This is a genomic window from Pseudochrobactrum algeriensis (assembly GCF_018436245.1).
Taxonomy (GTDB): domain Bacteria; phylum Pseudomonadota; class Alphaproteobacteria; order Rhizobiales; family Rhizobiaceae; genus Pseudochrobactrum; species Pseudochrobactrum saccharolyticum.
The window spans coordinates 459,300-472,742 of record NZ_CP075361.1; the positions used below are offsets into that span (position 1 = coordinate 459,300).

The window sequence follows — 13,443 nt, forward strand, 5'->3', positions numbered from 1 at the left end:
AAGATACGCGCAAAAACAAAGAGATAGAGCATTTCATCGGATTCAATCAAAATTGAAATGCTCTGGAAAATTATAACAGGGAGGCGCCTCAGGGCGTTGCAGATCATGAAAATCACGATGATAGGAACCGGATATGTCGGCCTCGTCAGCGGCACCTGTTTTGCACATTGGGGCAATGACGTTATCTGTGTCGATAAGAATGCTGCAAAAATAGCCGGACTTAATCAGGGCATCCTGCCGATCTATGAACCGGAGCTGGACGGGCTGGTCAGCAAATATCATCAGGCGGGGCGTTTGTCTTTCACCTGCGATCTGGCCGCAGCGGTCAAAGATGCGGATATTGTGTTTATCGCTGTCGGCACACCGGCGCGCGCCGGACACGGCGATGCGGACCTGTCATTCGTCTATATGGCTGCCAAGGAAATCGCACCGCATCTGGCGGAAGGTGCCGTGGTTGCGGTTAAGTCCACTGTGCCGGTCGGCACCGGTGATGCGGTTGACAAGATTATCGGCTCGGTGCGCCGCCGCGGCAGCTATTCGGTTGCCTCCAATCCTGAATTCTTGCGTGAAGGCGCAGCCATTCCAGATTTTCTGAAGCCGGATCGCGTGGTGATCGGTGTTGAGGATATGCATGCACAGGCCGTGCTGATGCAGCTTTATCGCGATGTCTTTGCACCGCATGATGTGCCGGTTGTCGTTACCAGACGACGCACATCCGAGCTGATTAAATATGCAGCCAATGCATTTCTGGCGACCAAGATTACTTTTATGAATGAACTGGCCGACCTGTGTGAACTGGCAGGTAGTGATATCAGTGATCTGGCGCTGGGTATTGGTCTTGACCGGCGCATCGGCTCCAGTTTCCTGAATGCAGGTCCCGGCTATGGCGGTTCCTGCTTCCCGAAAGATACGCTGGCTTTGTTGCGTACCGCTCAGGATTACGGCGTAGCCTTGCGGGTAGTCGAGGAAACCGTAACAGCAAATGAAGCACGCAAGCGTAAAATGGCGCTGAAGGTGCTTGATGCTGTCGGCGGTGATGTGGACGGACTGACCATTGCGGTTCTTGGCCTGACATTCAAGCCGGATACGGATGATATGCGTGAGGCACCGTCGGTTCCTCTGATCGAGACTTTGCAGCGTTTCGGGGCAACGATACGCGCTTTTGATCCGGTGGGAATGCCGAATGCGGCGCAGATGCTGGATGATGTGGCTTTGATTGATGATCCTTATGAATGTGCACGCAATGCGGATGCCGTTGTCATCGTGACAGAATGGGATTGTATCCGCAGGCTGGATCTGACCCGCTTGAGAAAACTCATGAATGCACCCGTTCTTGTTGATCTGCGTAATGCTGTTTCTCAGGAGAGTGCAGAGGCAGCGGGCTTCCGTATTACGATGATTGGTAAACCTGCCCGAAATCACAAGGAAGCACATTCTGCCGGCAAGGCAGCAAAGGAAACACAGCCTGTCCTTCAGGGACGGGGCGCAAGAGGCAGGCTTCACACCGGCAATGATGAAAAAGCCGGAACAGCAGGGAGAAGCAGGCTATGAGCAGAGATAACAACAAGACAAGAAATCAGAAGCATGGTGCAGGCTTACACCGGTTTGGTGTTGCGCTCGCCGTACTGACAATGTTGGGTGTGCCCGTAATACCGGCCGGTGCCGCAGAGCCGGTCAAAGTGCCCGCAAAGGCAAGAGCAATGTCCGCTGCAGAGCTCTATGTGCTTTACCGGGATAAAACCTGGCAATGGCCGGACGGCGCAGGCCGTATGCAGGATAAGGACCGTACCTTTATCGGCTGGTCGGGTTCAGGGGATGATACCCGCTGGGCTGAAGGGCGCTGGGTACTCAGTGATACTGGGCTGATGTGCCTGAAAGCCGACTGGTATGGCATTCAGGCAAAGCAGGGCAAAGAAGCCGGTAAAACCTGCTTCCGTCACCGCATTTATGAAGACACGATTTATCAGAAGAAAGAACCTTCCGGCAGCTGGTATGTTTTTAAACATGCCAAAGCCGCAGACAGTGATGAGTTCAAAAAACTTGTTGCTGAGGACACTGTGAGCGCACAGCTGGCAAAGCTGCAGCCGCTCACACAACAGGCAGATGCCAAACAGCAACCGTTCTCTGCACAGGCTCCGAACGGTGCAAATTAAGGCAGGAGAAAGGCAATGGGTAAGATATCCAAAATCGTTGCATTGTCATTCGTCGGGGTCATGTTATCCGGTACTGCTTACGCCGCAAGCAGCACTCCGCTCGGTATCCCTAACGAGATGTCAGCAACCAAAGACCAGCCATCCACGAAACGTCCGGTGATTACGCAGGCATCGGTCAGTTTCGGTGCGTATGATCCGCACGGAGACTTCGGGGATGACAAGAATTCAAAAATCGAACATCTGTTTCTGCCATGGGAAGATGTCGAGCTGGGATCATTGACACTTGCTGATGATTACGCGCTCAAACGCGGCCGTACACTGCTGATTTCGGTCGAGCCATGGTCGTGGTCGCCGGACTGGCGTATTTCCTCACCGCAACTTTTGCAGAGTATTCTGAACGGGGAGCGGGATGTGTATATGGCCAAGGTCTGCACGGAAGCCGCAAAACTGAAAAGTCCGGTTATCATCCGTTGGGCGCAGGAAATGGATGAAACAGACAACCAGTTTACCTGGGCGCATTGGCAGCCTGACGAATATGTAAAGGCGTATCAGCGTATGGTGCGTGTGTGCAGGGAGAGCCTGCCAAATGCCAAATATATGTGGTCACCAAAGGGCAATGAGGGGCTTCAGGCCTTTTATCCCGGCGATGACTATGTTGATATTATTGGTCTTTCCGTCTTCGGTTACCAAAAATACGACCGTGCAACCAAGGGCGGGGATCAGACTTTCTCTGAACGTCTGGCACCGGGTTATGACCGTGTAAAAGGCTTTGGCAAGCCGATCTGGGTTGCCGAACTGGGCTATGACGGTGATGCCTCATATGTCCGCAACTGGGCGGAAAATGTTGCCAAAACTCATCCGGAATTTCCTGAACTGAAAACCGTGGTTTATTTCAATGACCGTGAAGTTTATCCATGGCCGGACGGTTTCGGAAAGCCTGAATGGCGCGTTGTGAATGCACCAACCAACTGAACCACGCTGTCTGAGCGTGAGGGAGGCGATTATGTCAGTGTTTCGTACAATGACACTTATAATAGCGGTAGCCGGCGGATTGGGTTTGAGCGTTTCCGCTGGTCTTACAGCTCAGGCAGCGGCGGCGTCAGGAGCAGACACGGCTAAGCCGCTCAGCAGTTCTGAAATCTACCGGATTTACAGCCATAATTCATGGATGTGGAAAGACGGTGCCGGTTATTTTGCCGTATCAAAACGGCAGTTCAAGGCATGGTCCGGCAGGGGCAGCAATGCTTCTGCCGGTCAGGGGATCTGGTTTATCACCGATCCCGGAAAGTTATGTTTCCGTGCGACATGGTATGAAAAAGGTACCAGTTTTCCGGCAACAACCTGCTTCAGCCATCGCGAAAAGGACGGCGTGATTTATCAGCGAAAAGAGCCGAATGGTGACTGGTATATTTTCAAACACGCACCGGCAAGAAAAGGTGATGAAATCACCAAATTCCGCCGGGGCGATTATGTGAGCAGACAACTGGACCGCATGATGCCGGCAATGGCATCCAACTGACTATGAGGCTGGCGGCAGATATCTTGTTTGCCGTCAGCTTCTGTTAAAGCAGCGTGTTTTGCTGCCGAAACCACTTGGTGTGCAGATATAAGGCGCACGTCCCAGATAATTTGCGGAAGCCACTCTGACTGATTTTGAAGATGTCACTGTTTTGGTAGCAGCAACACGCGGTGCTCGTTGCGTACGCGGGGCTTTCATATCATCTGCTTTGGCGATGGCAGTGGTTTTTGCAGGCAGGCCATAACCGACTTTGGTGACAGACATTGCCTGTGTCTCAGCGACATTATAACCAGTGCTGCATCCGGCAAGGGCCAGACTGCCAGCCAGAACGGCTGTAAGAGCGAGTGTTGTGGATTTGAAAGGCATGCGATTACGGTGACCCGCGAGGATCTTTGCGGAGAAGAGTTGCATTCGTGTGAACCTTTGTTCCGATGCCGTGACACAGGAACTTATAAACTGAATAAATTAATACGAAGTGATTAAGATCGGGGACAATTAGTAATTGAAGCATTGCCTAATTGAGTTAGATCTAAAGTTGTAAGGGCTTCATATAGTATCAGTCGCGGGAACCCAACCCCTTTTCGCGGGAATGCTGCCGGACAACGAGACAGGCTTGTAACTCATGATACCGTTTTTTGTACTTGCCCGGCGTGCTGCATAAAATTTACTGCAATTCAATAACTTGCCTGCCTGCAACCGTTTTCCCTGCAATCGGCGACCTCAGGGCGTTTGCGACAGATTTTTGTACGGATGGTTTAATTTGCGTCGAAATGGCGCATGCAGGGCAGGAGATTCTCTCTGCGAGATTTATCCGGTCTCATTATTGAGCTGTGCAGAAGCGGAAGCTGCGGAGGAATTCCGCTATAAAAGATTTTTCAGTTTGGGTTGCACAGAGCAAAATTGTCAATTCTCCTGCGTAAATCAGGCGTGACTAAAAAAATATTCTCTGGCAAAATTTATCAATAAAATTATGATGTTAAATAAAATGCAATTTCGACTTGCTTTGCATTTTAAGGACTGTTGTTTATAATCGTTGATTATAATGCTAAAAATTATTTCTTTATAATAAAGCCCTTGACATATTTCTGCTTTATCGGAATTATCCATTTTAGCGGACATTTTTCCACCAGATCCGATATTTCTGCCGAAGGGAAGCGGCGAAGTATTTTCAATCGATCCTGTGGGTGAGCCTGATCTGCGCCTGATAATAAAAAACAAATATCTTCAGGGGAACATAATGAGGAAGACTCTTCTGGTTAACCGCCGGTCAGCATTGAAGCTGGTTGCGGCAGGGACAGCTGTGCTGTCGTCACCATATATCATCAGACCGCGTCCGGCATGGGCTGAAAACGGCGTTCTGAATGTTACAACCTATGACAAATTTTTGCCGCAGGACTTTCTGGACAAGTTCCAGAAGGATACCGGTATTGAAGTGCGCGTTCGTCTGACAGACGATCAGGGCAAGCAATATAACCTGCTGACTGCGGAAGGCGCCAATCCGTCAACCGACATCGTGACGGTTGCTGGGCACCGCTATAGCCAGTTCATCCAGTCCAAGCTGATTTCTGCAATTGATACAGATAAAATCAGCAACTGGAAAAACCTTAATTCTGTCTATCAGGATGCCAAATGGGCACGCGTTGAGGACAAGCTCTGGGGGCTGCCAATTCTGGCCGGCTATGAGGGGCTTGCACGCAATACCGATTACGTTAAGGAAGCGGACAGTCTGGAGATCATGTTTGATCCGGAATATAAGGGGCAGACCTCTTATATCGTCAGCGACTTCCTGACACTGGCCATGCAATATCTTGGCTATGACGGTGACTTTGTCAGTTATACGGATAATCGTGAGCTTGCACAAAAGGCCACTAATGATGCCCGCGACCTCCTGATTAAACACAAGGATATGGTGCGTAAATATTACGATGCCGGTTCCGAAGTGCAGCAGATGTTTATCAATGAAGATATTTATCTGGCGCATTCCTGGTCAGGTCCGGTTGCCAAGCTGATTATGGAAGGCCATCCGATCCAGCTTTCTGCACCGAAAGAAGGCACATTCGGCTTCGTTTACACGCTTAACATCGTCAATAATGCACCTAATCAGGAAAATGCCTATAAGCTGCTCAATGCAGTTCTGGCAGATCCGGCAGTCGGTGCATCGATGACCCGTCAGTCCGGCTACAGCTCCACCATCAATGGTGTTGCTGATTTGCTGAATAACCGTGAGAAGATGGCAGCAACCTTGCCGCAGAACCAGCTTGAACGGGTTATTTTCTTCAGCTCCGTCAACCGCGACATGAAAAACGAACTGGTTGACCGTGCGACTGCTGAGGTCAAGGCCGCCTGACGGCTCTGCGTTCTGAATGAATGTTTGCGCCCGATCCGGCGCAAACATCCTTCCCGTAAAATGACTGTCTGATGAAACAGCACGACATGCGTCGCAGGGCTGAACAGGAAAGCTATATGTCTGACACCTCTATCAGGGACGATATTGGTATAAGCCAAAAAGCGGAAATGCCGCGCTATTCGACACGGATAGCAAAAGTCATGAATTCCGGCTTGTATCAGAAAACATTGGGAGCCGCGGTCAATTCGCGTTACGGACGCGTGATCCTGCTGGCAGGTTTTCCTCTGCTCTGGCTCATTTTTCTGCATGTCGGGCCGATTTATCAGATGCTGAAAATCAGCCTGATGTCGCAATATCCGTTGCCTGCGGGCAGTGAGCCGCAATATACGCTGGATAATTATGCGATCTTCTTTCAGGAGTCGATTTACTTCACGCCCCTGATCCGCAGTTTCTTTTTCTCGCTTTTTGCAACTACAGCAACCCTGATCGTGGTTTATCCGGTTGCCTATTATGTTGCGAAAATTGTGCGTCCGGAAGGCCGCTCCAAAGCACTGCTGCTGCTGCTCGTGCCGTTCTGGGCAGGGGAGTTGATCCGCACATTCTCGGTCATTATGCTGCTGGCAAACCGTGGTGCGCTCAATGTTTTTCTGCGGGAAATCGGCCTGATTGACCGGCCGATCCAGATGCTTTACGGCCCGTTCTCTCTGACATTCGGCCTGATCTATCTCGTGTGCCTGTATATGTTGCTGCCGCTTTATTCGGCGATTGAGAAAATCCCGTCATCCTATCTCGATGCCGCTGCCGATCTTGGTGCAGGTCCATGGACACGGTTCCGCAGAATTATTCTGCCTTTGTCCAAGGAGGGCATTATTTCGGGTTGCTCACTGGTCTTTCTCACGACAGTCGGTGTTTTCGCCACACCAATGCTGCTTGGCGGGCCCGGCACAGTGATGTTCCCTGAAACCATCAGCGGCTTCTTCCACGGCGCCAGCAATAAATGGCCGGTAGGCGCGGCTTTTGCCATCATCATGCTGGTAACCGCCTTAACTGCTGCCGGAATTTTCATGCGCCTTGTCGGCGGCCGTAAACGGAGGGTGATCTGATGCGTAACCTGTTTCATGATGCACCGCGCACGGCTTTGACAGCAACCTATTGGGCTTTCGTCATCTATCTGATGCTGCCGTTGATGCTGATGATGGCGATGAGCTTTAAAGATGCCAGTTTCATTGCTTTTCCGATCAGCGAATGGACTTTTGACTGGTATGTCAAGGTCATGCAGGACAAGCAGTTTCTCGAAGCTGTTATTTATTCCGTTCTGATTGCTGCGGCGACCACGCTGGCGGCTACGACTATCGGCACATGGATTGCCATGCTGATTGTGGCGGAAGGGATTAAAGGTCAGGCAATTATTTTTGCGCTTGCCTGTCTGCCTGCCGTTGTACCGGGTATGATCTCGGCGATTTCGATGCGCATTTTCATCTCGTCGATTGATATGCCGACAGGTACAGCCGCCATTATTCTGGGGCACACAGTGCATGCCGTGCCTTTTGTGGTGGTGATGGTGCTGACAAGACTGCGCACAATGCCGGGCAATCTGGTGGATGCGGCACGTGATCTCGGTGCGGACAGCGTTGTGGCTTTCTTCCGGGTGACACTGCCTTATCTCTGGCCTGCAATCATGGGCGGTATGATCTTCTGCGTGCTGCTGTCGATTGATGACTTTGTGCGCACCTTCTTTCTGGGTGGCTACAAGCCGACGCTCCCGATGCTGATTTTCGCCAAAGTGCAGGGCGGTATGTCTCCTGAAATCAACGCCATGGCAACGCTTGTCCTTTTGGTGACCGCAGCCGTTGGCCTCTATGCAGAATATAAAACCCGCCGTTCGAGGACACGCTAATGGAACCGATCGTTAAATTTGAGAATGTAACAAAAAGCTATGGTTCTTTTGTTGCGGTGGAAGAGCTTAACCTGACCATTGAAGCAGGCAAGTTCATCACATTGCTCGGGCCTTCCGGTTGCGGTAAATCCACCACTTTGCGTATGCTCGGCGGATTTGAAACACCGACATCCGGCCGCATCATCATCGCAGGCAAAGACGTGACAAAGCTGCCGCCTAATAAGCGCGATGTGAATATTGTGTTTCAGGATTATGCGCTGTTTCCGCATATGTCTGTTGCTAAGAATATTGCTTTCGGTCTGGAGCTAAAAGGCCGCGACAAGCACTTTATTCACAAGCGGGTGACCGAGCTGCTGGAACTGGTACAGTTGCAGGATTATGCACATCGCCTGCCGTCAGAACTTTCCGGCGGTCAGCGTCAGCGTGTGGCCCTGATGCGTGCGCTGGCACCGGATCCGCAGGTGTTGCTGCTGGATGAGCCGCTCTCGGCGCTCGATGCGAAACTGCGCCAGCAGATGCAGATCGAACTGAAATCCATTCAGGAAAAAACCGGCAAGACCTTTGTCTTTGTTACACATGATCAGGAAGAGGCACTTACAATGTCTGACCAGATTATTGTGATGAACAAAGGCCGCATTGAACAGATGGGTGATCCGCATACACTCTATCGTGCACCGAAGAGTGTTTTTGTCGCCAACTTTATCGGTGAAACCAATCTGCTGCGCAGTCAGGTTTCCGGCGTTGAAAATGATATGCTGAAGCTGAACTGGAACGACAATATTCTGACGGCTCCGCGCGGCACTGCGAGCGTTTCAGCGCAGGACGGCTATTTCATTGCTCTGCGCCCTGAAGCGATCCGCTGCACAGAAACAGCACCGGAAAGTCAGAACCGTCTGAAGGGCCGCATTCGTCAGCTGGTCTTCAAAGGCAATCATACATCTGTCTTTGTTGAGGTGGACGGCGGTACCGTTCTCAATGCGTTGAGCCATCCGGCAGATATCACTTCTTCCGTCGGGGATGATATCTGGGTCAGCTGGAAGCCGGAAAGCGCAACAGTCCTGCCTGTTTCGAACTGAGGTCATGCAGATCATTCCGGTCGCTCTGATGTGACCGGAATTTCATCATTATCTGAGAAAACCGGATGGAAATGAGTTATGCAATATAACGTGCAGGCACCGCTTAACGTTGCCGCTTCCACTCTTGAAGAACTGGAACATCGTGTCCGCGATGATCTGGCTTGTCTGTGTTATCCGCCTGCAAACTGGGTGGAAACGACTGATAGTGCAGAGAAAGTGCATGATGTCGTGATTATCGGCGGCGGTATGTGCGGGCTCGTTGCCGGATTTTCACTGCTGGCGGGCGGCATCCGTAATATCCGTATTTTCGACCGCAGTCCTCAAGGTTTTGAAGGCCCGTGGCTGACTTATGCGCGTATGGAAACACTGCGCTCGCCAAAACAGCTGACAGGTCCTGCCTATGGTATTGCTTCGCTGACATTCCGCTCGTGGTATGTGGCACAATTCGGCAATGATGCATGGGCTGAGATGGATAAAATCCCGCGCCCGATGTGGATGGACTATCTGCGCTGGTACCGGAAAGTTCTGTCTTTGCCGGTTGAGAATAATGTCGAGGTAAAATCCATCCTGCCGGAAGGGCCGCTGATGCGCCTGACACTGGCGGGCAGTGGTGCCAAAGAGGCGACAATTCTGGCGCGCAAAATTGTCATGGCGACTGGTCGTGACGGTATGGGGCATCCCAATATTCCGGATTTTGTGGCGGGACTGGACAGGAAGTTCTGGGCGCATTCTTCTGATGCGATTGATTTTCAGGCGCTGCGTTCCAAACGGGTGGTTGTGGTCGGTGTGGGAGCCTCTGCGGTAGATAATGCCGCTGAAGCGCTGGAAGCCGGTGCCAAAGAAGTGCGTCATCTCATCCGCCGCAAGGAAATGCCGCAGATCAACAAACTGATGGGTATTGGCTCCTTTGGCTTCACGGCCGCTTTTTCCAAGCTGGATGATGCCCGCCGTTGGCAGATCATGAATTATTCACTGCGCACCCAGACCCCTGCGCCGCGCGGTTCAACGCTGCGGGTCAGCCGTCATGACAATGCGTATTTTCATTTTAATGCCGGTGTGAAATCGGTCGAGCAGAGCGGTGATGAACTCATTATCACAACGCAGGACGGTAGCCGGCTGGTTACGGATTTCCTGATCCTCGGCACCGGCTTCACCGTTGACCCGCTGGCGCGCAAAGAGCTGGAAGCCTATGCGGATAAAATCCTGCTCTGGCGCGATTGCTATACACCACCGGCCGGTGAAGAAAATAAAGAACTCGGCAATCATCCTTATCTGTCCGCTGACTTTTCTTTCCGCGAGAAAGAGGCAGGCACGGCTCCCTGGCTGGCTAATATCTACAGTTTCAATGCCGGTGCGGCGGCCAGTCTTGGCAAGCTGAGCGGCGATATTCCGGGCATCAGCGAAGGCGCGGCCATTCTCGCCCGTGAGATTGCAGCCCGGCTTTATCAGGAAAATTTTGAGCAGCACTGGCAGGCCTTGCTGGATTACAGCACGCCGGAACTGCAGGGCGATGAGTGGAAAGCTTCACCTTTACCGGATGCAGAGCAGATACAGTCGCAACAGGCGGAGGAGGTATAATGACGGAAACCACGGATATTCTTATCAGCGCCGCCGGTATCGGAGCCACAGATCCTCTGCGTGAGGTACTGGCAGGCCGTGCGGATATTCTGGCGCTGACACAGCAAACCCATGACAGTGCCTTAATGCCTGCTGATGCGGGCGGGCTGTCCCGTGCAGAGCGCGCTGCCATTGCGGTGCGAGTTGCCAGACATAATCAGGACGAAGCGCTGACACAGCATTTCACAACTTTGCTGGAACAGGCGGGCAATGCTGCAGAAGCGGCTTTGATTGCTGATCTGAGCTTCAGCGGCGGTGACGATCAGCGTTTGCAGGCTTTGATCCGGCATACGGATATTGTGACGCGCTCTCCTAAAGATGCCACAGGTGCCGATATTGAAAAGCTGCGTCAGGCCGGTGTGAATGACGCTGATATTGTACGGCTTTCGGAGCTTCTGGCTTTTGTCAGTTATCAGATCCGCGTTGCAGCCGGTTTGCGTTTGATGAGAGGTTTACATGGGTAAGACCATTCATGAATTCACGACAACAGTGCCGGTCTGGAAACCCTATGTGACGCCGGTTGTGCTGGCGGATGCAACGCCGGAACAGCTGGATGCGCTGAAAGTCACGCCGTCCAATACCAAGGTTTCTGACTATCTTCTGGTGCTGGCGCATGATGCTGAAACGCTGAAACACCGGTCACCGCTGTTTAACGGCGTGATGTATAATCGCGGCGGCATGTCCCGCGCAGAGCGGGAAATCGGGGCAGTAGGAGCCTCGGTTGTAAACCAATGTATCTATTGCGCGGCGGTACATGCAAGCCGCTATAATCAGCTGGCAAAGGAAGAGGATACCATTGCCGCCATTTTTCGTGATGGTGTGAATGCGGATATTGAACCGCGGCTGAAAGCAATTTTCAATTTTGCAGTTCGCCTCTCGGCCTGCCCGCCGCAGGCTGACGCAACCGACATGCAGGCTTTGGCTGAGGCGGGGCTGGATCAGAATGAAATCCTTGATCTCATTCTGTCTGCATCGCTTTTCGGCTGGGCAAACAGACTGATGCATACATTGGGAGAGCCTGTAGAGGAATAGGTCTGCGGCATAGTTTGAGGAGTGAGCAAATGAAGCAGCTGACACCACCGGAAATCGGGCCTCGTTTGCAGGCTTTGCGTAAAGAGCGAAAACTTACACTGGCAGACCTCTCCGTTATGGCAGGCGTATCGCGTTCCATTCTTTCCGAGATCGAGCGCGGTAATGCCAATCCGACCTATGGCACGCTGTGGCATCTGACACAGGCGCTTGGGGTTAATCTGGATTGCCTGATGGGCGGCGTGACCAATGAGCGGACAGATCAGATTCATCTGCTGCCCGGCAATCTGACGCCGACGATCCGCAGTCCGGACGGTACCTGTACTTTGCAGATTCTTGCACCGGCCGGCATGATTGCACTGATCGAATGGTATCTCCTGAATTTTGATCTCAACGGCAAGCTGGAGAGTGAGGCGCATAGTCCGGGAACAATGGAGCATCTGCATTGTCTTGAGGGTGAAATCCACGTTTCCAACACAGCGTCACAAACAGTGGTCAGGGCAGGCGAGACAGCCCGTTATTCGGCAGAGGTGCCGCATTGCCTGACCAGTATCGGCAGCCAGCCTGCCAAAGCTTTTCTGGTCGTTGCCTTTGCCGGTGTGAATGGCGGCTTTGGCAGCAATTTACGACCCAAATAACAAAATGCGGAACAACCGCAGAATAATTTGAATGATTATGAGTGAGGAACAGAAAACTATGCGGGCAGGGATTATTGGCGCCGGATCAATCGCGTTTGGTATGGCAGCATTTCTGGAACAGGCAGGCCATACAGCTATTCTCTGGTCACCATCGGGTGAGCGCACAAAAGCGCTGGCCGCAGGCGAGGCGCTGACTGCCTCCGGTGCTGTGACCGGCACATTCCGGCCGCAGGTGGCTGCTGATGCACGTGCATTGGCCGAAGGTTCTGATGTGCTGGTAGTGGCTCTGCCTGCCTATGGGCACAAGGCGGTGCTGGATGCTGTGGCACCTTATATCCGTGCGGAGCAGAGCGTTATTATCAGCTCCCATGCTTCCTTTGGTGCGCTCTATCTGTCCCGTCTGCTGGCTGCGCGTGATATCAGCGTGCCGGTCATTGCGTGGGGAACTACGGTTGTCTCAGGCCGTCAGCTGAGCCAGACGGAAGTGAATGTGAATACTGTACGCAAACGTATTGATCTTGCGACAGTGCCGGAATCTCGCAGCGCAGAAGGGCTGGCACTTTGCCAGACATTGTTCGGGGATCGTTTCGTGGATCGTGGCAGCCTGCTGGCCATTGCCTTGTCCAATCTCAATCCGCAAAACCACATGGGCATTGCACTGGGGAATATGACCCGTATGGAACGCGGTGAAAGCTGGAGTCAGGGGCAGAATGTAACGCCGAATGTCGGGCGTCTTCTGGAAGATCTGGATCAGGAGCGCATCAATGTTGCTACTGCTCTGGGGCTGCAAGTGCGGACGATTTTCGAGCATTTCCATCTTTCATTCCATGTTCCTGTCAGCTCGATTTCGCAGATGAATCAGGAAATGCATGCCGCAGGCAATGGCGGAGCCGGCCCGACCACAGCGGACAGCCGCTATGTCACGGAAGATGTGCCGTTTGGTCTGGTGATGACTGCCAGACTGGCACGTCTTGCAGGTAAACCTGCCGAACTGCATGAGGCAGGTGTTAAAATCTTCTCGGCAATGTACGGACGGGATTTTACTGCTGAAAACGATCTTTTGAACGCATTGGATATGGATGCGCTTTCCCTGTCTGACCTGACCGGACTTTGCAAAAATGGTTATGCAACCGGTCAATAACTGATCTGCATTCTGTCTGCCCTGCA

The 13,443-nt window shown here is 52.2% G+C and carries 14 protein-coding genes; 13 read left to right on the top strand and 1 reads right to left on the bottom strand.

Going from position 1 to position 13,443, the window contains the following annotated elements; genetic code table 11:
* The first annotated feature begins 105 nt into the window (after window positions 1-105).
* The 4 genes from KHQ09_RS04205 to KHQ09_RS04220 are packed head-to-tail and all read left to right on the top strand — an operon-like array spanning window position 106 to window position 3,672.
* Window positions 106-1,551 carry a UDP-glucose dehydrogenase family protein gene (locus KHQ09_RS04205; RefSeq protein WP_213596522.1) on the top strand — a complete coding sequence of 482 codons (1,446 nt, stop codon included), beginning with the start codon at window positions 106-108 and terminating at the stop codon, window positions 1,549-1,551.
* Window positions 1,548-2,153, top strand: coding sequence for a DUF995 domain-containing protein (locus KHQ09_RS04210; RefSeq protein ID WP_238481559.1), 606 nt, complete (start codon window positions 1,548-1,550; stop codon window positions 2,151-2,153). The genes KHQ09_RS04205 and KHQ09_RS04210 overlap by 4 nt, the downstream gene beginning before the upstream one ends.
* Before the next feature lie 15 nt (window positions 2,154-2,168).
* Complete coding sequence (locus KHQ09_RS04215) at window positions 2,169-3,125, top strand: glycoside hydrolase family 26 protein (protein ID WP_213596524.1); 957 nt, start codon at window positions 2,169-2,171, stop codon at window positions 3,123-3,125.
* A 31-nt stretch (window positions 3,126-3,156) separates the two neighbouring features.
* A complete protein-coding gene (locus KHQ09_RS04220) occupies window positions 3,157-3,672 on the top strand; it encodes a DUF995 domain-containing protein (protein ID WP_213596526.1) in 516 nt (171 codons plus the stop codon).
* A 33-nt stretch (window positions 3,673-3,705) separates the two neighbouring features.
* Here KHQ09_RS04220 and KHQ09_RS04225 read toward each other — a convergent pair whose 3' ends face one another.
* On the bottom strand, window positions 3,706-4,083 hold the full coding sequence (locus KHQ09_RS04225) for a hypothetical protein (RefSeq protein WP_238481560.1): 378 nt from the start codon (window positions 4,081-4,083) through the stop codon (window positions 3,706-3,708).
* An 826-nt stretch (window positions 4,084-4,909) separates the two neighbouring features.
* On the opposite strand from KHQ09_RS04225, the gene KHQ09_RS04230 reads away from it, so the two are divergent.
* The 9 genes from KHQ09_RS04230 (at window position 4,910) to KHQ09_RS04270 (ending at window position 13,417) form a co-directional block, all read left to right on the top strand.
* Complete coding sequence (locus KHQ09_RS04230) at window positions 4,910-6,019, top strand: extracellular solute-binding protein (protein ID WP_213596528.1); 1,110 nt, start codon at window positions 4,910-4,912, stop codon at window positions 6,017-6,019.
* A 116-nt stretch (window positions 6,020-6,135) separates the two neighbouring features.
* Window positions 6,136-7,122 (top strand): ABC transporter permease, encoded by a 987-nt coding sequence (locus KHQ09_RS04235; protein ID WP_033315823.1) that lies wholly within the window; start codon window positions 6,136-6,138, stop codon window positions 7,120-7,122.
* Window positions 7,122-7,916, top strand: coding sequence for an ABC transporter permease (locus tag KHQ09_RS04240; protein ID WP_022709486.1), 795 nt, complete (start codon window positions 7,122-7,124; stop codon window positions 7,914-7,916). The genes KHQ09_RS04235 and KHQ09_RS04240 overlap by 1 nt, the downstream gene beginning before the upstream one ends.
* Window positions 7,916-8,992, top strand: coding sequence for an ABC transporter ATP-binding protein (locus KHQ09_RS04245; RefSeq protein WP_213596530.1), 1,077 nt, complete (start codon window positions 7,916-7,918; stop codon window positions 8,990-8,992). The genes KHQ09_RS04240 and KHQ09_RS04245 overlap by 1 nt, the downstream gene beginning before the upstream one ends.
* Window positions 8,993-9,070: 78 nt before the next feature.
* The gene (locus KHQ09_RS04250) at window positions 9,071-10,570 is read left to right on the top strand and encodes an NAD(P)-binding domain-containing protein (protein WP_213596532.1); all 1,500 of its coding nucleotides are present in this window, start codon (window positions 9,071-9,073) and stop codon (window positions 10,568-10,570) included.
* The gene (locus KHQ09_RS04255) at window positions 10,570-11,073 is read left to right on the top strand and encodes a CMD domain-containing protein (RefSeq protein ID WP_213596534.1); all 504 of its coding nucleotides are present in this window, start codon (window positions 10,570-10,572) and stop codon (window positions 11,071-11,073) included. The genes KHQ09_RS04250 and KHQ09_RS04255 overlap by 1 nt, the downstream gene beginning before the upstream one ends.
* Window positions 11,066-11,641: a peroxidase-related enzyme gene (locus KHQ09_RS04260; RefSeq protein WP_116086657.1), complete on the top strand. Its 576-nt coding sequence runs from the start codon at window positions 11,066-11,068 to the stop codon at window positions 11,639-11,641. Before KHQ09_RS04255 ends, KHQ09_RS04260 begins: the two co-directional genes overlap by 8 nt.
* A 29-nt stretch (window positions 11,642-11,670) precedes the next feature.
* Complete coding sequence (locus tag KHQ09_RS04265; protein WP_022709491.1) at window positions 11,671-12,276, top strand: helix-turn-helix domain-containing protein; 606 nt, start codon at window positions 11,671-11,673, stop codon at window positions 12,274-12,276.
* A 58-nt stretch (window positions 12,277-12,334) separates the two neighbouring features.
* Complete coding sequence (locus KHQ09_RS04270) at window positions 12,335-13,417, top strand: NAD/NADP octopine/nopaline dehydrogenase family protein (protein WP_213599795.1); 1,083 nt, start codon at window positions 12,335-12,337, stop codon at window positions 13,415-13,417.
* Window positions 13,418-13,443 lie beyond the last annotated feature (26 nt).